At 59.7% G+C, this 21183-nt stretch carries 21 protein-coding genes and 1 pseudogene; 3 read left to right on the plus strand and 19 right to left on the minus strand.

Going from position 1 to position 21183, the window contains the following annotated elements:
- Positions 1-49: 49 nt before the first annotated feature.
- Positions 50-628, plus strand: a complete 579-nt coding sequence (locus L901_RS17890) for a TetR/AcrR family transcriptional regulator (RefSeq protein ID WP_059759222.1) — start codon at positions 50-52, stop codon at positions 626-628.
- A gap of 143 nt (positions 629-771) precedes the next feature.
- The gene (locus L901_RS17895) at positions 772-1260 is read left to right on the plus strand and encodes a hypothetical protein (protein WP_059759223.1); all 489 of its coding nucleotides are present in this window, start codon (positions 772-774) and stop codon (positions 1258-1260) included.
- A gap of 40 nt (positions 1261-1300) precedes the next feature.
- On the opposite strand, the gene guaA is transcribed toward L901_RS17895, so the two are convergent.
- The 13 genes from guaA to L901_RS17960 all read right to left on the minus strand — a co-directional run bounded on the left by guaA (position 1301) and on the right by L901_RS17960 (position 14862).
- Positions 1301-2878, minus strand: a complete 1578-nt coding sequence (guaA, locus tag L901_RS17900; protein WP_003520133.1) for a glutamine-hydrolyzing GMP synthase — start codon at positions 2876-2878, stop codon at positions 1301-1303.
- An 83-nt stretch (positions 2879-2961) separates the two neighbouring features.
- Positions 2962-3600, minus strand: a complete 639-nt coding sequence (locus L901_RS17905; RefSeq protein WP_020812397.1) for a 5'-methylthioadenosine/S-adenosylhomocysteine nucleosidase — start codon at positions 3598-3600, stop codon at positions 2962-2964.
- Positions 3597-4046, minus strand: a complete 450-nt coding sequence (locus tag L901_RS17910; RefSeq protein ID WP_003520131.1) for a PaaI family thioesterase — start codon at positions 4044-4046, stop codon at positions 3597-3599. Before L901_RS17910 ends, L901_RS17905 begins: the two co-directional genes overlap by 4 nt.
- Before the next feature lie 78 nt (positions 4047-4124).
- A complete protein-coding gene (locus L901_RS17915) occupies positions 4125-4577 on the minus strand; it encodes a TspO/MBR family protein (protein ID WP_059759226.1) in 453 nt (150 codons plus the stop codon).
- A 51-nt stretch (positions 4578-4628) separates the two neighbouring features.
- On the minus strand, positions 4629-5723 hold the full coding sequence (locus L901_RS17920; protein WP_059759229.1) for a DUF1513 domain-containing protein: 1095 nt from the start codon (positions 5721-5723) through the stop codon (positions 4629-4631).
- Positions 5724-5727: 4 nt separating this feature from the next.
- Positions 5728-6849 (minus strand): imelysin family protein, encoded by a 1122-nt coding sequence (locus L901_RS17925; protein ID WP_059759232.1) that lies wholly within the window; start codon positions 6847-6849, stop codon positions 5728-5730.
- Complete coding sequence (locus tag L901_RS17930) at positions 6849-8372, minus strand: di-heme oxidoredictase family protein (RefSeq protein ID WP_059759235.1); 1524 nt, start codon at positions 8370-8372, stop codon at positions 6849-6851. The genes L901_RS17925 and L901_RS17930 overlap by 1 nt, the downstream gene beginning before the upstream one ends.
- A gap of 58 nt (positions 8373-8430) precedes the next feature.
- A complete protein-coding gene (locus tag L901_RS17935; protein ID WP_059759237.1) occupies positions 8431-9708 on the minus strand; it encodes an imelysin family protein in 1278 nt (425 codons plus the stop codon).
- Positions 9709-9863: 155 nt separating this feature from the next.
- Positions 9864-11153: an RsmB/NOP family class I SAM-dependent RNA methyltransferase gene (locus L901_RS17940; RefSeq protein ID WP_059759240.1), complete on the minus strand. Its 1290-nt coding sequence runs from the start codon at positions 11151-11153 to the stop codon at positions 9864-9866.
- A gap of 61 nt (positions 11154-11214) precedes the next feature.
- Positions 11215-11583 (minus strand): septal ring lytic transglycosylase RlpA family protein, encoded by a 369-nt coding sequence (locus tag L901_RS17945; RefSeq protein ID WP_059759243.1) that lies wholly within the window; start codon positions 11581-11583, stop codon positions 11215-11217.
- Between the two features lie 428 nt (positions 11584-12011).
- Positions 12012-12884, minus strand: coding sequence for an SDR family oxidoreductase (locus L901_RS17950; RefSeq protein WP_059759245.1), 873 nt, complete (start codon positions 12882-12884; stop codon positions 12012-12014).
- Between the two features lie 3 nt (positions 12885-12887).
- Entirely contained in the window at positions 12888-14039 is a 1152-nt protein-coding gene (gene queG / locus L901_RS17955; RefSeq protein ID WP_059759248.1) for a tRNA epoxyqueuosine(34) reductase QueG, read from the minus strand.
- A 130-nt stretch (positions 14040-14169) separates the two neighbouring features.
- Positions 14170-14862 (minus strand): glutathione S-transferase family protein, encoded by a 693-nt coding sequence (locus L901_RS17960; protein WP_003520121.1) that lies wholly within the window; start codon positions 14860-14862, stop codon positions 14170-14172.
- Positions 14863-15021: 159 nt separating this feature from the next.
- Here L901_RS17960 and L901_RS17965 point away from each other — a divergent pair, with 159 nt between their 5' ends.
- Positions 15022-15828, plus strand: a complete 807-nt coding sequence (locus L901_RS17965) for an undecaprenyl-diphosphate phosphatase (protein ID WP_035264095.1) — start codon at positions 15022-15024, stop codon at positions 15826-15828.
- A 607-nt stretch (positions 15829-16435) separates the two neighbouring features.
- Here L901_RS17965 and L901_RS17970 read toward each other — a convergent pair.
- The 6 genes and pseudogenes from L901_RS17970 to dnaN all read right to left on the minus strand — a co-directional run bounded on the left by L901_RS17970 (position 16436) and on the right by dnaN (position 21154).
- A complete protein-coding gene (locus L901_RS17970) occupies positions 16436-17416 on the minus strand; it encodes a complex I NDUFA9 subunit family protein (RefSeq protein ID WP_059759250.1) in 981 nt (326 codons plus the stop codon).
- Between the two features lie 121 nt (positions 17417-17537).
- Positions 17538-17824 (minus strand): annotated as a pseudogene (locus L901_RS17975) (DUF1330 domain-containing protein).
- 20 nt (positions 17825-17844) lie between these two features.
- The gene (gene pyrF / locus L901_RS17980; RefSeq protein WP_059759253.1) at positions 17845-18552 is read right to left on the minus strand and encodes an orotidine-5'-phosphate decarboxylase; all 708 of its coding nucleotides are present in this window, start codon (positions 18550-18552) and stop codon (positions 17845-17847) included.
- Between the two features lie 4 nt (positions 18553-18556).
- Positions 18557-19153, minus strand: coding sequence for a histidine phosphatase family protein (locus L901_RS17985; protein WP_059759255.1), 597 nt, complete (start codon positions 19151-19153; stop codon positions 18557-18559).
- Positions 19154-19248: 95 nt separating this feature from the next.
- Entirely contained in the window at positions 19249-19842 is a 594-nt protein-coding gene (pmtA, locus tag L901_RS17990; protein WP_059759258.1) for a phospholipid N-methyltransferase PmtA, read from the minus strand.
- A gap of 193 nt (positions 19843-20035) precedes the next feature.
- Complete coding sequence (dnaN, locus tag L901_RS17995) at positions 20036-21154, minus strand: DNA polymerase III subunit beta (protein ID WP_031233744.1); 1119 nt, start codon at positions 21152-21154, stop codon at positions 20036-20038.
- Positions 21155-21183 lie beyond the last annotated feature (29 nt).

Genomic DNA, 21183 nt, shown 5'->3' on the forward strand with positions numbered 1-21183 from the left:
TAAACCGCCTGGCGTTGACATTCTACCTACTAGTTGGTAGGTTGCTCTCATGAAAAATCCACAGACCAAAGCCGATGAAATCCTCCGTTGCGCACGCTCCCTGATCATAAAGGGCGGCTACAACAGTTTCAGCTACGCCGACATTTCCGCCGTGGTCGGCATTCGCAATGCGAGCATTCACCATCACTTTCCCAGCAAGTCCGATCTGGTCCAAAAGCTTGTCGCTCAATACAGGCAGGAGGCGGAAGCCGGTATCGCCGAACTGGAGCGAAACATTTCCGACCCGCTCGAACAGCTCCGCGCCTATATCGGCTATTGGGAGGGTTGTATCGCCGAGGCCACTCATCCCTTCTGCGTCTGCGCTCTGCTCGCCAGTGAAATTCCGGTTCTTCCTGAAACGGTCGCTCTTGAAGTGCGCGCGCATTTTCGAAGTCTCTCCGACTGGCTCACCGCCGTTCTGGAACGTGGCGTTGCCCAGGGGCGCCTTGTGCTGAGCGGGACCGCCAGAGCGAATGCTGAAATCTTCATGGCCACCGTGCACGGCGCGATGCTTTCCGCCCGTGCCCATGGTGATGCGACGACTTTTGGCGCAATAACCCGCCCCATGCTGGAGCGCATGACCGCTTAAAATCGGAGTTTCGCGAGGGGGCTCGTTGCATGACCTGAGCGGCACACCACCGAAAAAATAGACCGTATTAAGCTGGCAGATTTGTCGATGACAGTCTGCTTCCCGGACCACCACGTCCTTCTGGACGAGAAAGGCAATCTCTCATGTTCGGAATTTCTCCGCTCGGCTGGATCCATACGCTTGGAAGCCTGCCGGCCATTCCCGCCGCCATTTACATGTTTGCCCGCCACGGTCGAATCGTTCCCCGATCAGCGGCGGGCACCCTCTATCTTGTCTCCATGCTGATTGGCGCTGCGACGGTCTTCCTCGTGGCGCATCAGCCGATCAGTTACGGCGTTGGCGTCCTGACCATCCTGTTCCTATTCGCAGGTTACGGCATCGAAGGCGTTCTGGGTTCAACGCGCATGGCCAGATATATTGAAACCATCTGTCTCAGCATCAGTGCGTTTCTTTTGATGGTCCCGACGGTCAGCGAAATCCTGCGTCGTGTTCCAGACGGTCACCCTCTGGTTACGGACCTGAAATCGCCGCTGCTTCTTGGCGCTCAGGCAGGGTTGCTGGCGATCCTCGTGGTCGGCCTGACCGCCCAGATCATCTATCTCGCACGACAAAACAGAAACGCCGCGAACTAGTCGCGGCGTCATCTTTATAGGACCGTGTCGAGTATCGTCCTTATTCCCACTCGATCGTACCGGGCGGCTTGCTCGTCACGTCATAGACGACGCGATTGATGCCGCGTACTTCGTTGATGATGCGGGTTGCCGCGCGGCCAAGGAAATTCATGTCGTAGGGATAGAAATCCGCCGTCATGCCATCCACCGAGGTCACAGCGCGTAGCGCGCAGACGAAGTCATAGGTGCGGTAATCGCCCATGACGCCCACGGTCTGCACCGGCAGCAGCACGGCGAAAGCCTGCCAGATGGTGTCGTAGAGACCGGCCTTGCGGATTTCATCGAGATAGATCGCATCCGCCTTGCGCAGAATATCCAGCTTCTCACGGGTAATCGCACCGGGGCAACGGATTGCCAGCCCCGGACCGGGGAAGGGGTGGCGGCCGATGAAGCTGTCCGGTAGGCCGAGTTCACGGCCGAGCGCGCGCACTTCATCCTTGAAGAGTTCGCGCAGCGGCTCGACGAGCTGCATGTTCATCCGCTCGGGAAGACCGCCGACATTGTGGTGACTCTTGATGGTGACCGACGGGCCGCCGGAGAAGGAGACGCTCTCGATGACATCAGGGTAAAGCGTGCCCTGCGCCAGGAAATTCGGTGCGCCCTTGCCGTCGGCAGCAATCTTGGCCGCTTCGGCCTCGAAGACCTCGATGAACAGGCGGCCGATGGTCTTGCGCTTCACTTCCGGATCGGAAACACCCGACAGTTCGCCGAGGAACAGGTCGGCGGCATCCACATGCACCAGCGGAATATTGTAATGATCGCGGAACATGCCGACGACCTGCTCGCTTTCGCCAAGCCGCATCAGGCCGTGGTCGACGTAAACGCAGGTGAGCTGGTCGCCGATCGCCTCATGGATGAGGATGGCCGCAACCGAGGAATCGACGCCGCCGGAAAGCGCGCAGAGCACGCGGCCGGTGCCGACCTGTTCACGGATCTTGCGGATCATTTCGGCGCGATAGGCCGCCATCGTCCAGTCGGATTTGAGCCCGACGATCTTGTGCACGAAGTTGGAGAGCAGCTTGCCGCCGTCAGGCGTATGCACCACTTCCGGGTGGAACATGGTGGAGTAGTAGTGACGCTTCTCGTCCGCGGCGATGGCGAAAGGTGCGTTCTCGGAGGTCGCGATGACCTCGAAACCTTCCGGCAGCTTCGTCACGCGGTCGCCATGGCTCATCCAGACGGGATAGCTCTTGCCCTGTTCCCAGAAGCCTTCGAAAAGCGGGCTTGCCTTCTTGATGTCGATATCGGCGCGGCCGAATTCCGCCGCATGGCCACCCTCGACCACACCGCCGAGCTGCGTGCAGAGCGTTTGCTGGCCGTAGCAGATGCCGAGGATCGGAACCTTGCTGTCGAACACCGCCTGCGGTGCGCGCGGGCTTCCTTCCGCCGTGACAGATGCGGGGCCGCCGGAGAAGATCACGCCCTTGGGCTGAAGCTTCTCGAATGCCTCTGCGGCATTCTGGAACGGATGGATTTCGCAATAGACCCCGGCTTCGCGGATGCGGCGCGCAATCAGCTGCGTCACCTGGCTGCCGAAATCGATGATGAGAATGCTGTCGGGATGGGCTATCTGGGTCATGGCGAGCCTTTAAAGAAAATGGCGGCTTTAGGCAACCCGGAAGCGGGTGTCAAACAGCGGAAATTTGCGAAAATCGCAAGGTTCTAAAGGGCAATCACGCCGTCCTCGATGGCGCGGCAAAGCCGATGGACGGCATCCGCCAGCTTTTCATCGATGATGTGCAGGTACTCCGTCCAGTCGTCCACATGGTTCACATCCACCTTGCCATCGGAAATGCCGCGCAGACTGACGAGCGGTACGCCGAAGCGTTGGCAGGCCCTTAATACCGCAAAGGTTTCCATTTCCACCATATCGGCGTCGATCAGCCCGTAGGCCTCACCCGAAACGACATTGGCGCCCGTGGAAAGCCGAGCCTCGGCAATTTCGGGTATCCGCAAAGGCAAGGCCACTTCGGCGGGCAGATCGAGCAGCGGCGTGCAGCCCTTTTCGAAACCGAAGGCGGAGGCGTCCATATCGCGATAGGAAACCGAAATCGCCTGATAGATACCGGTTTGCTCCAGCGTCCGCGAACCGGCGGAACCGAGCGAAACGACGAGGTCGGGCAGGTGATCGGCCGCATCGAGACCGGCTAGAACGGCCGTGACCGCAATCGCCGCCTCGACCGGGCCGATACCGGTCATCAGCGGTGCAATGCGTGCCTGAAGATGGGGACCGTATTCGGGGGAAGCCGCCATGACGAAGAGGACGGATTTATCCGCAACATGCAAAAGCCGGTAGCTCATCCGGTAATATCCTCGCGCCCCTTCACGACCATCATCGTGCCCGTCATGGAGGCGATCAGCTTCGCCGGCCCGTCGGACAGCGCATAGGCGCGGCCATCGGCGACGATCAGGTTGTTCCCTGGCTTGATGATCTCGCCGCGAAACAGGAACCGCTCGCCGCGCCCGGGCGACATGAGGTTGACCTTGAACTCGATGGTCAGCAGCGAGGCTTCCGGCTCGATGATCGTGTAAGCGGCGTAGGTGCAGGCCGTATCCAGACCGGCGGCGATGACGCCCGCATGCAATATGCCGTGCTGCTGCGTCAGCTTTTCATGAAAAGGGAGTTCGATTTCCACCAGCCGGTGTTCGATACGGCTGATCTCGGCGTTAATCGCCTGCACCACGCCCTGCCGCGCAAAGCTTCTTTCTATCCGCTGACGAAAATCGCCGGGATCCGTGATCTCCATGGCCTACCTGCCTGCTTCTGCCTCATCGCAGACTGACATGGCGCGTGGCGGCAGGCAAGGCAAGGGCGGTGCGGGGATTTAGTTCAACATGCCGATGCTTGCGTTCAACACCGTGGCAAAGGCGACCCACACGGCATAGGGCACGAAAAGCCACATGGATATGCGGTCACGGCGGTAGGTGAGCGCCACAAAGGCGACGATGCAGATCAGCATCGGAATGATGATGATGAGTGCACCCGCCGGGCTTTGCATTCCGAAAAAAATCGGAGACCACAGGAAGTTCAGCACCATCTGCGTGAACCAGAGCCGCATGCGCGTTCCCATCGGCTTGCGGATCCATGTCTGTGCGCCGGCAATGCCGATCAGCACGTAAAGCGCGGTCCAGACAGGCCCGAAAATCCAGTTGGGCGGATTGAAGAAAGGCTTCTGCAGCGATTGATACCATTCGCCGGGCACATTGTTGACGCCAATCAGCGCCCCCACGGCAACAACAGCAACCACAAAAACGACATAGACGGCAAGGTTTCTCATGATCCGTCCAATGCGCCGGCCGGGCTTTTGTTCCCCTGTCTTTTCAGTATTTTAGCTGGACAGACGCACGATGTGCTGGTCCCACGCCACGTCGCTGCGCCGGGTCTCGAAAAATCCGTCATAGGAAGAAACCGCAATGCCTCTCGCGGCGGGCGCGACGCCCGCCGCTTCCCGCACGGTCGTCTCGGAAACGACGCGCCCGGTTTTCGCATCCAGCGTCACGGCGGCGTTGCCGTTGGGCGAGGTCAGGCCCACCAGCCCATCGCGCCGGTTGACGGCAATGGCCCCGACATAATTGGCAAGGCGCACCGTCGTTTCTTCCGGCAGATCGACGAAGGTGAGAGCCTTGCCCCTGGAGAAATGGCCGACAAGCGGCGGGAGATCGTTGCGCGGTCCCTCATATTGGCAGGCGAACCAGATACGCCCGTCATCGCCGAGATCGACATGGCGGGTGGAAAGCTGCCGCAGCTGCTCCGGCATGGCGTGTTTCTGGATCACTTGCCCGGTCGCCGCATCCAGAAGCACGAGGGAGGGCTGCATATTGTCGATATTGAGTTTGGTGCGGCCGAAATCCGGATGGGTTTCGATGCCGCCATTGGCGATCACGATCAGCCGGCCATCATCGCTCACCGTCATGTCATGCGTGCCGATGCCATGCGCATCATACTCGCCGATGCGGGCAAAGCCGTTGCGGGCGTCATAGAGCCCGATAACGCCACGATTGCCGTCGAAGTCGTTTTCGCTGGCATAGAGGATTGTTCCGTCAGGGGAGAATTGCCCATGGCCGTAGAAGTGGCGGTTTTCCGGCGTGTGCATCACGATCGGTTCGCCGCGCCGCGCGGGGTCGAAGGCCATGAAGAAGGTGCCGGGCCGGCGCGCAAAGGCCACGGTCATGCCGGTCGCGTGGCTCGTCGCCATTCCATGGGCGCGGGCAGGAAGCGCGACGCGGTCGATGATCTCGCCGCGCTCGCTCACCGTCGCAATGCCGTAGGACCCGTCACGGGCGCGGAAGGCGGAGGCAAAGACCGCGTCTGTCCGCTCAAGCGCATAAAGTGAACGGGGAGCCAGCGCGGCGAGGAAGGGAACTCCCGCCGCTTTGATGAAGCTGCGCCGATCTATCAGCATCCGTTTGGTGCCGGAGATCATCGGCTCAGTCCCCATCGGCGAAGGAAAAGCCGGAGCTGAGGCCGATGGCGCCGCCATATTGATCGTTCAAGCGGTAGATCAGGTCTTTGCCATTGAGCAGCAGATAATCCACCTTGGCGCGCTGATCGTCCTGATCCAGCGCCTTTTGCACATCCGTATCGATGGTCCCGGCAACGCGGATCATCGATTTGGCGATGAAATCGATGGAGTTGACGATGGAGCGCTGATCGGGCGGTACGAGTTCGACCATATCCGCCGTGTGCAGCAGCGTCTGAACCGCCTTGATATTGGTGGAAACGCTCTGCCATGTCAGGCCGGAGCGCCAATAAATGGCGGTGCGGGGAAATCTTGCCTTGTCCGGTCCCTTGTAGAAGGTTTCGATCCGCTGGTCGCGAATGGCTTCGGAGCCATGGACGAGAATGCCGAGCAGGGCAACAAGCGCCTCGCGCTCGTCACGAAAGACGGGGTTGTCCGCTCCGGGCTGCGTCCAGTTTTTCTGCGCACCGTCAGGTGCATTCCAGCTGTCGGAAAGTTCCGCCGCCACATTGGCGATGTTGCCGGCGATGGCCGCACCGTAACGGCAGCGGAAATCACCCTTCCTGTCGAGCAGCTCTTCCGCTCCGGTTCCGTAAAGCACGAACTCAAGAGCGCCGAGCCCCTGCGCCGCAACGCTCTTGCCGCTCAGGCCATCCGCACTCGTGACGCTCTCATCCTTTTCGGTGAGATAACGCTGCACCTGTTTCAGCCCGAGACCCTTCTTGTCGGGATAATAAAGCACGCGTTCGAAACGGTTCTTCTCGATGACAGGGCCGACACGCACGATCTCGATGGTCGACCAGCTTGACACCGTATCGACAAAGGCAGCCTTGGCCGCCGCTGCCGTCGTTTCGGAGGGGGCGGTGCAGAAAGCTTTCATGCGGCCTTCCAGCGTCTCCGCCGACTGCCGGAAGCGGTCATAGCCGGGACGGATGAAGCCGTTCACCGCCTTTTCCATCACGCCTCGCACCTTAACCGGGTCAAGCGGCGGTGGCGGCATCAGTTCCACATCCTGCGCCCTTGCCGGCGGCGTGGTCAGAAGCAGCAGCACGGACATGACGCCGGAAATTTTTCGCATGGCATTTTTCATCAAAGGGACTCCAGAAAGGCCAGCAAAGCCTGCCGGTCGGATTTTTGCAAGGCGGCAAAGGCGTCGCGCGTTTTTTGCCCTTCGCCGCCGTGCCACAATATCGCTTCCGTCAGGCTGCGCGCCCGCCCGTCATGCAGGTAAAAACCGTTGCCATTGACCTTTTGCGTCAGGCCGATGCCCCAGAGCGGCTGGGTTCGCCACTGCCGTCCGCTGGCTTCGCCCACCTGCTGGCCATCGGCAAGTCCTTCGCCCATGTCATGCAGCAGAAAATCGGAATAGGGCCAGATCAGCTGGAAAGAATGCATAGGGTCGGCGGCGTCGCGGCGGGTGACGAATTTCGGGGTATGGCAGGCCGTACAGCCGGAGGCGTAGAAAAGCTGCTTTCCCTGCAGGACCGTCGGATCATCGACGTTGCGGCGGCGCGGCACGGCGAGGTTTTCGGTGTAGAAGGTCACGAGGTCGAGAACCGGATCGGGCGCCTCCACCGACCCGAGCCTTAGCTGCACGCCTGTCGGCATGGCAAGACAGTCCTTCTGGACGTCCATGCAGTCGCCATAGGCATTCGGCGCATCCGGTGTGGAAATGCCGATGTCGTGGGAGAAGGCGCTGGCGCTCTGGTCTCGCACGCTCGCATTCTGCGCTTTCCAGCCAAACCGCCCGAGTTTCACCTCGCCGGTGCGATGGTCTTTGACCCATGCGGGACGTCCGGCAATGCCGTCGCCATCATTGTCGTCCGGGTCGGCCTTGGCCAGAATATCGGCCTCGGCGATGGCCTCGATCAGGCCAAGACCGAGGGTGGGCATGGCGATGCGCGCCGAAAGCGTCGTGTCGGCGCCAAGCGGGCCATATTGCAGGTTCGCCACGGCATAGTCGGGCTTGCGCAGCATCACCACCTCACCATCCGCCAGCTGAAACGGCTCTTCCGTATAGGCGATGACCGGTTTGCCTTCGGCGGCGAGGCCGGGAATGGCCAGGTTCTGAAGCTGCCGGCCATAGGTCTCATCGGGAAAATTTAAGGTCTGGTGACTGGCAATGGCCTGTCGTTCGGCTTCATTGCGCGCCGGTCGCGCCAGCCGCAGAAACAGCGAGACAGCGTCTTCTCCGGCAAGAGGCGGTCGACCTCTGCCATCCTTCACATGGCAGGTCTGGCAGGATCGGGCGTTGAAGAGCGGCCCGAGCCCGTCCGAGGCCTGTGTGGAGGACGGAGAGGAGACCCAGAGCTTCTGGAACAGCGCATTGCCGAGCTTGAAATCCTGCTTCCGTTCGAGCGGCATGGTGGCGGAAGGATGTGAAAACGCGCCGCTGTCGGCCTTGCTGACGCTGGTCGTCGCGCCGCCGGCCATGGCTTCGAAAGGTTCCGGCCCGGTAAAATCCGCCGTTGGCGCGGTGACGGCCAGCACACGGCTTCGATCTTTCTCCGTCAGGTCGCCCCGCAGCGGTTCGGCAAGCGCCATCGACACCACAAGGCAGGCTGCCCCGGCGAAGAAGAATGGCTTGCGGATCGGCGGCAGCAAAAATTGCATGACAATAAGGGCGGGTGAAAAGTAACGGGCCGCAGCGATCTGCGGCCCGTTTTACCGCTTATTTGAAGACGGCGTTCGGATTGTCGAGGCTGTCGGAGCCTTCAAGCTCGATCTTGCCGAGATCGAGCGCCGCGATGACGCGTTCGACAGTCTTTGTCTGGTCGAGAAGGCCGTCGATGGCCGTCTGAACCACGGCGTTGCCTTCCTTGTTGCCTTCGCCGATCATCTGGTCATAGGCCTCGACGGTCTGCGCGCGTTTTTCCATGGCATGCATGGCGTCGAGCGTCTTGTTCAGCTTCGCCAGCATCTCGTCGTTCAGCGCCTTGTCCTTGGCGCCGACCAGTTCCGACAGCGAGGCGCCCGTCATCTTCGTTCCGTCCACGCGGGTATAGTCGCCGGTATAGGCCGAGGCGATGCCGATCGCGTCGTAAAGATGCGAATTGTAGGTGTTGTCGGAGAAGCAATCATGTTCCTCTTCCGGATCGTGCAGCAGAAGGCCGAGCTTCATGCGCTCACCCGCCAGCTCGCCATAGGAGAGCGAACCCATGCCGGTGAGAATGGCGGTCAGGCCCGCTTTCGGATCGGCTGCCACTGTTTTCGTGGCTTCGCCTTCCGGCGCCCAGGCATCCACCATCTCCTGAAGATCCTTGATCAGCAGGGTCGAGGCGGATTTCAGGTAATCGGCGCGGCGGTCGCAATTGCCGTTCGTGCATTTCGCCTTGTCGTAGTCGGTGTAGGGGCGGTTGCCTGCGCCCGGTCCGGTGCCGTTCAGATCCTGACCCCAGAGCAGGAATTCGATGGCGTGATAACCGGTCGTCACATTGGCTTCGACATCGCCCGCCTCGTGCAGGCTTTCGATCAGCTCGGGGGTGATCTTGGAGGCGTCGACCTCTTCACCGCTGATCTTGATCTTCGGATTGGCGATGATGTTGGCAACGTAAAGCTCGTTCTCGTCGCTTTCCGTGCCATAAGAACCGTCGACATAGTCGATCAGGCCTTCATCCAGCGGCCAGGCATTCACCTTGCCTTCCCAATCGTCGACTATCGGGTTGCCGAAACGATAGACTTCCGACTGCTGATAGGGAACGCGGGCCTTGATCCATGCTTCGCGGGCGGCCTTCAGGGTTTCTTCGCTCGGCGTTGCGATCAGCGCATCGATGGCCTTGTCCAGCGCCTTCGCCGTGGTCAGCGAATCCTCATATTTCGCATGCGCGACATCGGCATAATGCTTGACGACGGCGGCCGCGTCGGTGGCGGCCCGGGCTGGGAGCGCGGTGAAAGCCGCAGATGCGGCAAGAAGCGCAAAAGAAGCGCTGAGAATGGTTTTGCGGATCATGATCCCTCTCCTTCGGCAGGCGTGAAATGACTTCGCGCCGCGGCAAGCGAGTTCTGACCCAATCACAAACTTGTGTCAAACATTCTAGTTTAGAATGCTTTGAAACAAGACCTGGTGTTGTTTTCCAAGTAAAATCAGTGCTTGCAAAGACAGCGTTATGCTTTGCGTTTCATCAAGCAGAAGAAGAAGCCATCCGTATCTGTGGTTGCAGGCGTCAGCGTCACTGTCTTGCCGTCGGAAGAATGCGGTTTATTCGCGTTGCCGCCGAAAGTCGTCTGCCAGCGTTCCAGTGCGGAGCCGATGGAAAATTCCGGATTTTCCGCGCAGAAACGCCTTACCTGCTGTTCGTTTTCTTCGGGCAAAACCGAACAGGTGACATAAAGCAGCTCTCCGCCCGGGCGTACGAAGCCCTTGGCCTGCGAAAGCGCCTCGCCCTGCTGCTGCACACGTTCTTCCAGATTGCGGGCCGTCAGCCGCCATTTGGTGTCGGGCCGGCGGCGCCATGTCCCGGTGCCGGTGCAGGGCGCGTCCACCAGAACGCGGTCGAATTTTTCCTGAAACGGCGTCAGGCCGGAGGCGCGGTCGTGCACCTGCACATTGCGCGTGCCGGCCCGCTTCAGCCGTTCGATGATCGGCGCAAGGCGCTTGCGGTCGGCGTCAAAGGCGTGGACCTGGCCCTTATTGTTCATGCTGGCCGCCATGGCCAGCGTCTTGCCGCCGCCGCCGGCGCAATAATCGAGGATCTGTTCGCCTTCATGCGCGCCGGCGAGGTCGGCAACGATCTGCGAACCCTCGTCCTGTACTTCGAACCAGCCCTTCTGGAAGGACAGTTCGGCGGTGACGTTCGGCAGTCGGGAAGGACCTTCGCCGGCGGGAATGCGCACGCCCTGCCGGGCGATATGCGTGGCTTCCGCGCCGCTTTCTTCCAGAGCCTTCAGCACCTTGTCACGCGTTGCTTTCAAGGTGTTGGCGCGCAGATCGAGCGTGGGTCGCTCATTCAACGCCTGCGCCTCGGCAAGCCACCGCTCTCCAAAGGCGGTTTCGAAGGAGGATTGTACCCATTCGGGTATGTCGCCCTGAATATGGGCCGGCGCATCGCTGATGGAACGGGACAGAAAGGCCTTCTGCCTTTGTTCATCCGGTGCGGCGGGCGCGAATTTGTCGCCGTCGAATTCCGCCGAAAGGTCCGAAAAGCTCTTGCCCCATTGGCGCAGCAGCACGGCATAACCAAGCGAGGCAGCGCTGTCGTCATCCATCAGCCAGGCGTGCGACAGTTTCATGCGCAGCGCGTCATAGACGATGTTGCCGATTGCAGCCCTGTCGCCGGAGCCGGCGAAACGATGGGCAAGGCCCCAATCTTTCAGAGCATCGGCGACGGGACGCCTGCGTCCCTCAATATCCGCCAATACTTCGATTGCTCCGGCCAAACGCCCGCCTAAACGCATTGTCTACCTCGTTCTTGTGCTAAGCCCGGTTGGTAGACGCGAATGGCGGCGAGGGCAAGGCTCAATCGGCCTTGACGACCTCGTAGCAGACCTTGGCGGTGCCGGAGTTGATCATGCCGATGTTCTTGGCGGCTGCCTTGGAAAGATCGAGAACGCGGCCCTTGATGAACGGCCCACGGTCATTGATGCGCACCACAACGGCCTTGCCATTGCGCGCATTGGTCACCTTGACCTTGGTGCCGAACCGCAGCGAGCGGTGGGCGGCGGTCAGGTTGGCGGCGTTCATGCGCTCGCCCGAAGCAGTCTTGGAGGTCAACGCATACCACGATGCGCCTCCACAACCATTTGCCGCATTCGCCTGAAGAGGCGCAATGATGGAACAGGCGGCGATAGTTGCAGCGGTGAAAGTTATACGACGGATATTCAACAAACTGTGCTTCCCTGAAAATCGGCCCCGCGCCGATTGATTGTGCCCTTGCTAAACGGCCATGAACTGGCCTGAACGCCTTTTGATGCGAGATTGTAGGGCGAGGGAAAAATGGCGAAAAAAAGCTGATCTCAAATCACGAACTGTTACAGTCTGTAATATTCGTGATCGTTAGCCGGAAAGCTGTCGGCAGGGCATCCTGGCCAAAAGCTGGAAAAAATAACGCAGAATCAATGGATAACGGAAATGCTGTTGCAGGTCACGGCTTCGTGAATCCAGTTCACGAAATGTGAGTGAAATATTTTTCTAATGATTACGATTTTAGCGATTTTTGGATGGTTAATAAAATCCTAATTGGCTGAAATAAGACGAAAACCATCCGCAAAAGCGGGATTGGAAGGATTTTTCATCGCTTTTCGAGAGGGGATTTTTCAGCCTCGCCAGAGGCCGTTTTCCCACAATTGTCTGAGGGAGAACCTGTACTCCGGAAAGCGGAAATCGAAGCCGAGATCGCGTATTCTGGCATTGGAAACGCGCTTGTTCTCGCCATAAAAAGAGCGCGCCATCGGTGTCAGATCGGCGGTCTCGAAGGCCTGCTCGGGTGGCGGTTCCACACCCATCAGCGCTGCTGCGAAGCTCACCACATCCTGCGGCGGGCAGGGTTCGTCGTCGGTTACGTTGAAGATGCCGCGTTCGTTTTTCCGTGCCAGAAAGGCAAGTGCGGCACCGATATCCTCGACCCGGATGCGATTGAACACCTGGTCTTTCTTGACCAGCCGCCGCGCCGTTCCCTTCTCGAAATTCATGAAGGCATTGCGTCCGGGGCCGTAAATTCCGGAAAGGCGCAGGATGGAAAGCGGCACATCCGCCTTTTCCGCTGCCGCAGTCCAGGCGGTTTCCGCAGCCACCCGTTCCACGGATCGCGCGGAAACCGGGCGGCAGGGCGTTGTCTCGTCCACCCATGCGCCGCCATGGTCGCCATAAACGCCGACGGTGGAAAGATAAGCGACCCATTTCAGCTTGGGCATGAGCTTTTTCAGATCGCCGTCCAGAAGCGCAAGCAGCGGATCGCCATCCTTGCCCGGCGCGACGGATTGTACGAGATGCGTGATATTGCCCATTGCGGTGACGAGCGCGTCATTGAGCTGAACGCCGTCGAAGAGCAACGGCGTCATGCCTGCGGCGGCGAGGTTTGAGAACTTGTCCTGGCTTCGTGTGGTGCCGGAAACGCTCGCTGCTTCGGTTCTCAGCGCGTTAGCGATGGCTTTGCCTGAATATCCCGCGCCGAAAATCATCACATGCATGCGTCACGCCTCTGCCAGTTGCCATTCCATTTCCGCCTCCGGATCAGGCTCCGGCGCGCGACCGGCAGAGTATGTACGGAATTCGTCCCTGTCCATAAGCCGTGACAAAGCCCATGCGGCCATGCCGCGTACTTCGGGCGAAGGGTCGGTTTCGGCAAGCGCCTTGCATCGTTCAACGACTTGCCGGTCGGCGGAGTTACCTGCCGCTATCAGCACATTGCGGATGAAGCGATTGCGGCCGATGCGCTTCACCGGCGAGCCGCTGAAAAAACCGCGAAAAGCGGCGTCATCGAGCGTGAGCAGGAAGGCGATGGAAGGTTCCTTCAGATCCTCGCGCGCCTGCAATTTCATCTCGGAGGCGCTGGCCGCGAATTTATTCCATGGACAGGCGGCAAGGCAGTCGTCGCAGCCATAGATGCGATTGCCGATCATTGGCCGGAATTCGTGCGGGATCGGCCCCTTGTGTTCGATGGTGAGATAGGAAATGCAGCGGCGCGCGTCCAGTTGATAGGGCGCGGGGAAAGCGGCCGTCGGACAGGCATCGAGACAGGCGCGGCAGGAGCCGCAATGGTCCCTTTCAGCCTCGTCAAGACAGAGTTCGGCCGTGGTGAACATGCTGCCGAGAAACAGCCATGAGCCATGGGTGCGGCTGACGAGGTTGGTGTGCTTGCCCTGCCAGCCGAGACCGGCGGCGGCGGCAAGTGGTTTTTCCATTACGGGTGCGGTATCGACAAAGACTTTCACATCCTCGCCGGCGCGCGCGGCAAAACGGGTGGCGATTTCCTTCAGCCGCCCCTTGATGACGTCGTGATAATCGCGATTGCGGGCATAGACCGAAATGGCCGCCTTGTCGGGTTTGGAAAGCAGGCCGCGCGGATCTTCTTCCGGACCGTAGTTCAGCCCGAACATGACGATGGAGCGCACGTCTCCCCACAGCGTTTTCGGCTCTGCCCGGCGGGCCTCGGTTTCCTCCATCCAAGCCATCGTGCCGTGATAGCCATTGTCGAGAAACTGTCGCAGCCGTTCGGGTGCGAGCGGAATGCTGTCTGGGGCAGTGATGCGACACAGATCGAAGCCAAGCGAAAGCGCTTCCTGACGAACGAAGTCCGTCAGTTTACGCGCGCGTATTCGCTGCTTTTCGCTCGCGACGTCGATGGTCGTCTCTCCTGCGGGTTATTCTGCGGCATATATAATGCATGTCGCCCGAAAGTGTGCAGCGGTTTCGGGACAACGACATGCTTTAGATACAGCCGCGCGCCACAGCAAATAACCGGAAGGCCAGACCTCAGAAGTCCAGATCGGCGTAGTGGGAGGAAGGGGCAAGGCGCGGAATGCGTTCGCTGAGGAACGGCCGGAAGGAAGGACGGGATTTCACCCGCTGATACCATTCCTTGGCAATCGGCGCTTCGAGCCAGTTGATCTCACCGAGATAATCCAGCACCGAGACCGCGGCAGCCGCGGCAAGATCGGCATAGCTCAACCGGTCGCCGGCCAGCCAGGTGCGTGAGCCAGCCAGCCATTCCAGATATTTGATGTGCTGGCGAATATTGTTGCGGGCGGTGCGCAGCAGCTTGGAATCCGGCGGTCCGCCACCCTGCGCCGCCGTCATCTGCAATTTATAGACCCGTTCCCGCACCAGCGGCCGGGTCACATCGTTTTCCATCTTCTGCAGAAACCATTCGGTCAGGCGGCGGATTTCTGCGCGCTGAAACGGGTCCTCGGCAAGAAGCCGACGGTCGCGCTTCAGAACCCCGTGCGTTTCATCGAGAAATTCTGCAAGCACATAGGGCCCGCTCAGCGAGCGCATATTGTCGTCCAGATAGACCGGCAGGGTGCCGGCCGGATTGAGCGCCAGAAACTCCCGCCGTCTTTCCCACGGCTGCTCTTCCACGAGATCGGTCTGGAACCCGTATTCCGCGAGGATCAGACGAACGAACCGGGATGCGGTCGACATCGGAGAGTGATAGAGAGTTGGCATCGGTACTCAATTTTTACGATTGGTTGTCATGATCGGCATTTGCCGAAAAACTTTTTCAGTTTCGCTTCATCAAGACGCTATAAGAGCTTGGCTACTTTAAAACAAGTTTAACGCAATTGCCTTCCATTGCCACTTTCCCCCTGAAAAGAAGGATACCTCATGGGTGACCAATCGATCATCAGCGCGCTTCTGCTGGGCATTATCGAGGGTCTGACGGAGTTCATTCCCGTCTCCTCAACGGCGCACGTGCTGCTGGCCGGGCATTTCCTCGGTTTCAAATCACCCGGCAACACCTTTGCCGTTCTTATTCAGCTTGGTGCGATCCTTGCGATCCTTCTTGTTTATTTTCAAAAGCTTGTGTCGATTGCACTCGCTCTGCCGACAAGCGCGAAAGCGCGCCGCTTCGTGCTGGCCGTCGCTCTCGCTTTCCTGCCGGCGGCGATAATAGGTGCTTTGGCGCATGACTTCATCAAGACCGTGCTGTTTGAAACGCCGATGCTCATCTGCGTGGTACTGATCATCGGCGGCGTCATTCTGCTTGCGGTCGACCGCATGCCGCTGAAGCCGAAATATACTGACATCATGGATTATCCGCCGTCGCTTGCCTTCAAGATCGGCCTCTTCCAGTGCCTTGCGATGATTCCCGGCACGTCGCGGTCCGGCGCCACAATCGTCGGGTCGTTGCTGATGGGAACGGACAAGCGCTCCGCCGCCGAATTTTCGTTCTTCCTGGCGATGCCGACCATGCTTGGCGCTTTCACGCTCGATCTTTACAAGAACCGCGATGCGCTGAGCTTCGATGACGGCGCGCTGATCGCCGTGGGTTTCATCGCCGCTTTCGTCTCCGGCCTCTTCGTCGTTCGCTCCCTGCTGGATTTCGTGTCACGGCGGGGCTTTGCACCCTTCGCCTGGTGGCGCATCGCCATCGGTTCGCTGGGACTGATCGCACTTCTGGTTCTGGGTTGAACCAGGAGCGGGAATAATCTCCGTTCGCGACGAACGAACAGAAAAAGAAAAAGCGCCCCCGGAGAACCGGCGGCGCTTTTTCTTTGAAACTTTTAAAGGCCGATCAGTTGGTGCTGATCGAAGCCGTTGCGCAGGGGTCGACGCCATAGGCGGGAGCGCAACCGCTCTTACCCGCTGCAACCGTTCCCGGCGCCATGAAAGAACCCGCCAGAACCACCAAAGCCGCACACGCAAAAAAGAGTGCGATAGATCTGCCCATTTTATGATTGCCTTTCAGACGTTCGTTCGCGCGGATCATGCCGCCGTGTGTGAATTGAGTGGTCGGGATATGTTTGGAATGTGGCGAATATCAATAAAGCAGCTTGTTGAATACCGGGTTAATACGAAGTCTTTTCCACAGTTGCGCTTGTGCCACGCTTGCCTGTGGAGGCCCGACGGCCGTTAACTTTTACCCGGCTTTGCAAAACAGCCCTGGTTCATTCAACACCTCCCCTGCAGTTGAGGGGAAAATGCACGAATAGCGGTTTGGTTGCAATTGAATTGCGCAAAACAAAAAGCGGGAATGGCTCCCGCTTTGGTTTGTGTTTGATGAGGCTGAAGATGGGCTTCAGGCCGCTTTTCCGGCATTGGAGAACTGGCCGTGCGGGCGGTATTGCACCATGTAGGAAGGCAGAATGGACGCGACGCGAACGGGGGTGATACCGATGCCTTCCAGCGTCAGGCCGCTCTTTTCGGCGTCAGCGGAAACGACATTGTCCTTTTTCAGCATGGTCACCTGATCGGGCGTCAGCGGCGGCGTAATCAGCGGCACCATTGAAGCGATCTTGCCAATCATCGACGCGACGCCGAAGGGCAGGTTGACGAAGGGACGCTCCCGATAGGTCGCGGCAAGAACCGCCTCGAGACAGTCACGGAACGTCATGACATCCTGACCGCCGAGTTCATAGATCGCGCCGGGCTTCAGCTTGCCATCGACGCCAAGGGCGACGGCCTCCGCGACATCCTCGACATAGACCGGCTGGAACCTGGTTTTTCCGCCGCCGATCAGCGGCAGGAACGGCATGCCGCGGGCCATCTTTGCGAACTTGTTGAAGAAATCGTCTTCCGGTCCAAAAATGATCGACGGGCGCAGGATCACGGCGCCAGGCAGGATGGAATGAATGGCAGCCTCGGCGCGGCCCTTGGTGCGGCCATAACCGGTCGGCGAACTGGCATCGGCGCCGATGGCGGAGATATGCGTCAGCGTGGCGCCGGCATCGCGGGCCGCCTCGGCAATGGCTTTTGCGCCGAATTCCTGTACGGCGTCAAAGGTGTTGCGGCCGCTTTCGGTCAGGATGCCGACGCAATTGACCACATGGTCGGCGTCTTCCACGGCTTTGACGATGGAATCGCGATAACGCAGGTTCGCCTGGGCGAAGGAAATCTGGCCGACATTGCCGAGCGGCTGCAGGAAACCGGCGAGATCCGGGCGGCGCACGGCGACGCGGATGCGGTAACCGCGCTTCGCAAGTATCCGCACGACATGCCGCCCGACAAAACCCGAACCGCCGAAAACGGTGACGAGGGGTGGAAGGTTGGCCAAGGTCATGGGAGGCTCCTCAGAAGCTGTCGATAAAGCGTTTTTCAGTCTCTTAGCCCAAAGCCGCGCGCGCGTGAAGAGATGTTGTCGCGAGGCCGGAAGCCGGTCTGGGAAATGCGGTTGACGGTCGTCAAATTCCTTCGACGATCATCATCTCCGCATCCGCGACTTCCTGGCGGATTTTAGCGGCTGCCTGATATTCGGGAGAATTATAGCAGTCAATGGCGTGCTGCACCGACGGGAACTCGATGACGACGTTGCGCGCACGCGCCTTGCCCTCCAGCTCGGTCAGCGCGCCGCCACGGGCCAGGAATTGGCGCCGAACCGCTCGAAAGCGGGCTTAGCCGTCGTGACATAGTCCTTGTAACGCTCACTATCGCGCACATCGACGCGGGCGATCCAATATCCCTTTGCCATTTCATCTCCTCCGATTGTCGTTACTGATTGGCCGGAAAACTGGCGCGCAGCATGTCGTCAAGAATGGCGCGGGCCGCCGCTTTCGGGTCTTCCGCCCTGACGATCGGGCGGGCGACGACCAGATGGCTCGATCCGGCCTTGATGGCGTCGTAGGGTGTCATCACCCGCTTCTGATCGCCGAGATCCGCGCCGGCCGGGCGAATGCCGGGGGTGACGACGGCAAGGTCCGGACCGAGGATTTCGCGCACGGCGGTCGATTCTTCCGCCGAACAGACGATGCCGCCCATGCCCGCCTCGCGTGCCTGCTCCGCCCGGCGCAGCACCAGCGAACGGGCGTCAGAGGCATAACCCGCCTCGGCGAGATCGACGTCGTCCATCGAGGTCAGCACGGTGACGCCCAGCAGGCAGAGACCGGAGCCTTCGGCGGCCTTGACGGCAGCGCGCATCGCTTTGGGGTAGGCATGCAGCGTCAGCATCGACATGCCCATGCGGGCGATGTTTTCGACACCGGAGGCGACGGTGTTGTCGATATCGAGCAGCTTCATGTCGAGAAAGACCTTCTTGCCGCTCTGGACAAGGTCGCGCGCGAATTCGAGACCGCCGGCGAATACCAGCTGATAACCGATCTTGTAGAACAGAACCTCATCACCGATTTTCGAGACGATCTCTTCGGCCTGCTGCACAGTCGGAACATCCAGCCCGACGATGAGTTTTTCGCGCGCGGTCATTGTCTTATCCCTGCCATGTTTCCATTGCCGTCCAGTCGCACGTGGGCGACGCGGCTGCAAGAGAAAAGTCGGCGATGGAAAAGCGGAAAAGATTGCCGCCGCCGGGCGGCTGGTCCTTGCTGCGGCTGATGCCGCGGCCTTCGATATGGCATTTCAGAAGCGTACCCACGCCACCATGGCCGACAAAGGCAATCGGCTGCTGCGGGTCGTGCCGGTCAAGAACCGCTTTGACCGCCCTGACGATCCGCGTCTGAGCGTCGATTGCACGCTCCCAACCATGAAAGCTTTCCTCGGGATGGGCGAAGAACCAGTCCGCCGCCTTTTCGAATTCCGGCGGCGGCAGGAAGCCGGTGGCGGACCGGTCGTTTTCATGCATCGCCTCGACGATGTCCATTTCCGCCCCGGAGGTTTCAGCCAGGATGCGGGCGGTTTCGATCGCCTTGGTTTCGGCGCTGGAAACGATGCGGGGCAATGACCGTGCCCAGGGCAGGCGGCTTGCCTCGCGCGTCCGCGCGGCACCCTTGTCCGAAAGCCCCCATTCGGGAACAGGAACAGCCGGATCGATCTTGACCTGGGGGTGGGTGATGTAGAGCGCATGCATGGCAATCGGTCCTCAAGGGCGATGGAAAGGGCAAATCGACACCCTAACCATTCGTCACGACCGGGAAATGACGGGTTCCGGCACTCTGTCGAATATCAGGCCCGCGTATAGGTCCACAATTGCGCCGGCGGAATATTGCGCACGATGAAATCGAAATGGCGGATGTGGTAGAGATGCGGCTGGGCGACGATGGGGGAAATCGGGCCGTAGGATATCTGCACGACGGGGCGGCCCTGGGGCACGCGCTTCAGCAATTCGTCGAGAAGCTTGATACGGGCGGCCATGGGGAAATTCAGCATCGGCACGGCGGAGACGACGCTATCGAACATCTGGCCCTTGTGTTCGCCAAGCGTCGCATCGAGATCGAAGGCGTCGCCATTGACGAAATTGACGCCGGGATAGCTCCTGAGCAGCTGATTGTAGAAATCGGTCGAATATTCGATGGCGGTCAGGTTCTCCGGCTTGATGCCGCGCGCCAGAATGGCCTTGGTGATGACGCCGGTGCCGGGACCGAGTTCGAGAACCGGCAGGCCGGAATGGGGATTGATGACACTCGCCATTTTTTTCGCCGTGATGGACGATGTCGGCACAATGGCCCCGACTTTTTTCGGCTGGCTGACCATACCCTTGAAAAAGCGGATTTCTTCTTCAAATTTCTGTTCAAGCCGTTGCTTCAGGTTAAGTGCCATAGTTCCCTCAGATGCTTTTGGTCATTGTCAAAAAACTGTTACGCAATGTTGATCCCATTTGGCGCAAAAACAAGGCAAAATGTCGTAACTGAAAAAATTCGCTTACGGTTCGAAATGCGCCGTCGCCGAATCAAAAAAAGCCGGTGAAGTGTTCCACCGGCTTTTTTGATGAAATTTGCGGAAAATTCCCGTTTCAAACGCGCATCGGCATCAGAACATAAAGCGCATCGTCACCGGCGGTGTCGCGAACGAGCGTCGGCGAGCCGGCGTCGGCCAGCAGGAAAATCGCGTCGTCGCCGGAAAGCTGCGAGGTGATGTCGAGGAGATATTTGGCGTTGAAGCCGATTTCCATCGAATCATTGTCGTAACCGACAGCCACTTCTTCCGTAGCACTTCCCGAATCCGGGTTGTTGACGGTCAGCGTCAACTGGCCGTTGGTGAGCGCGAGCTTCACGGCGCGGCCGCGCTCGGAAGAAATTGTCGAGACGCGGTCGACAGCCTGCGCGAAGGTCTGGCAATCGACGCGCATTTCCTTGTCGTTGCCGGTCGGGATCACGCGCTGGTAATCCGGGAATGTGCCGTCGATCAGCTTCGAGGTCAGGACGACCGAGCCGATGGTCAGGCGGATTTTTGCATCCGAGACTTCGACGGTGACTTCCAGCTCAGGGTTGTCCATCAGCTTCTGCAGTTCGCCGACGGTCTTGCGCGGAATGATGATGCCCGGCATGCCTTCGGAACCGGAAGGCGCATCCACATCGGCGCGCGCCAGGCGGTGGCCATCGGTCGCGACGGCTCGCAGCTTCAGGTCGCCATTGCTCTCGATGGTATGGAAGAAGATGCCGTTCAGGTAATAACGCGTTTCTTCGGTCGAGATCGCAAATTGCGTCCGGTCGATCAGCATCTTCAGGTCGGTCGCCTTCAGTTTGAAGGTGTGGCTGAAGGTGCCGGCGGTCAGATCAGGGAAATCCGTTTCCGGAAGGCATTGCAGCGAGAATTTCGAACGGCCGGAGGCAACCGTCATCGAGGAGCCGTCCGGATTGGTCGCCAGAAGCACCTCGGAACCGTCCGGCAGCTTGCGCACGATTTCATAAAGCAGATGCGCCGGCACGGTGGTGGCGCCTGCCTGCTCCACCATGGCCGGTGTCGCTTCGGTGATTTCGAGATCGAGGTCGGTCGCCTTCATGTCCAGATTGGCGCCGGAGGCGCGCAGGAGGACGTTGGACAGGATCGGGATCGTGTTGCGACGCTCGACGACCCGGTGGACGTGGTTCAGCGATTTCAGAAGGTTCGACCGCTCAAGAGTAATACGCATGGACGCTACCGCTTTCAACCGTTGCGAAC

Source organism: Agrobacterium sp. D14 (genome assembly GCF_001526505.1).
In the GTDB taxonomy this organism is placed as follows: domain Bacteria; phylum Pseudomonadota; class Alphaproteobacteria; order Rhizobiales; family Rhizobiaceae; genus Agrobacterium; species Agrobacterium leguminum.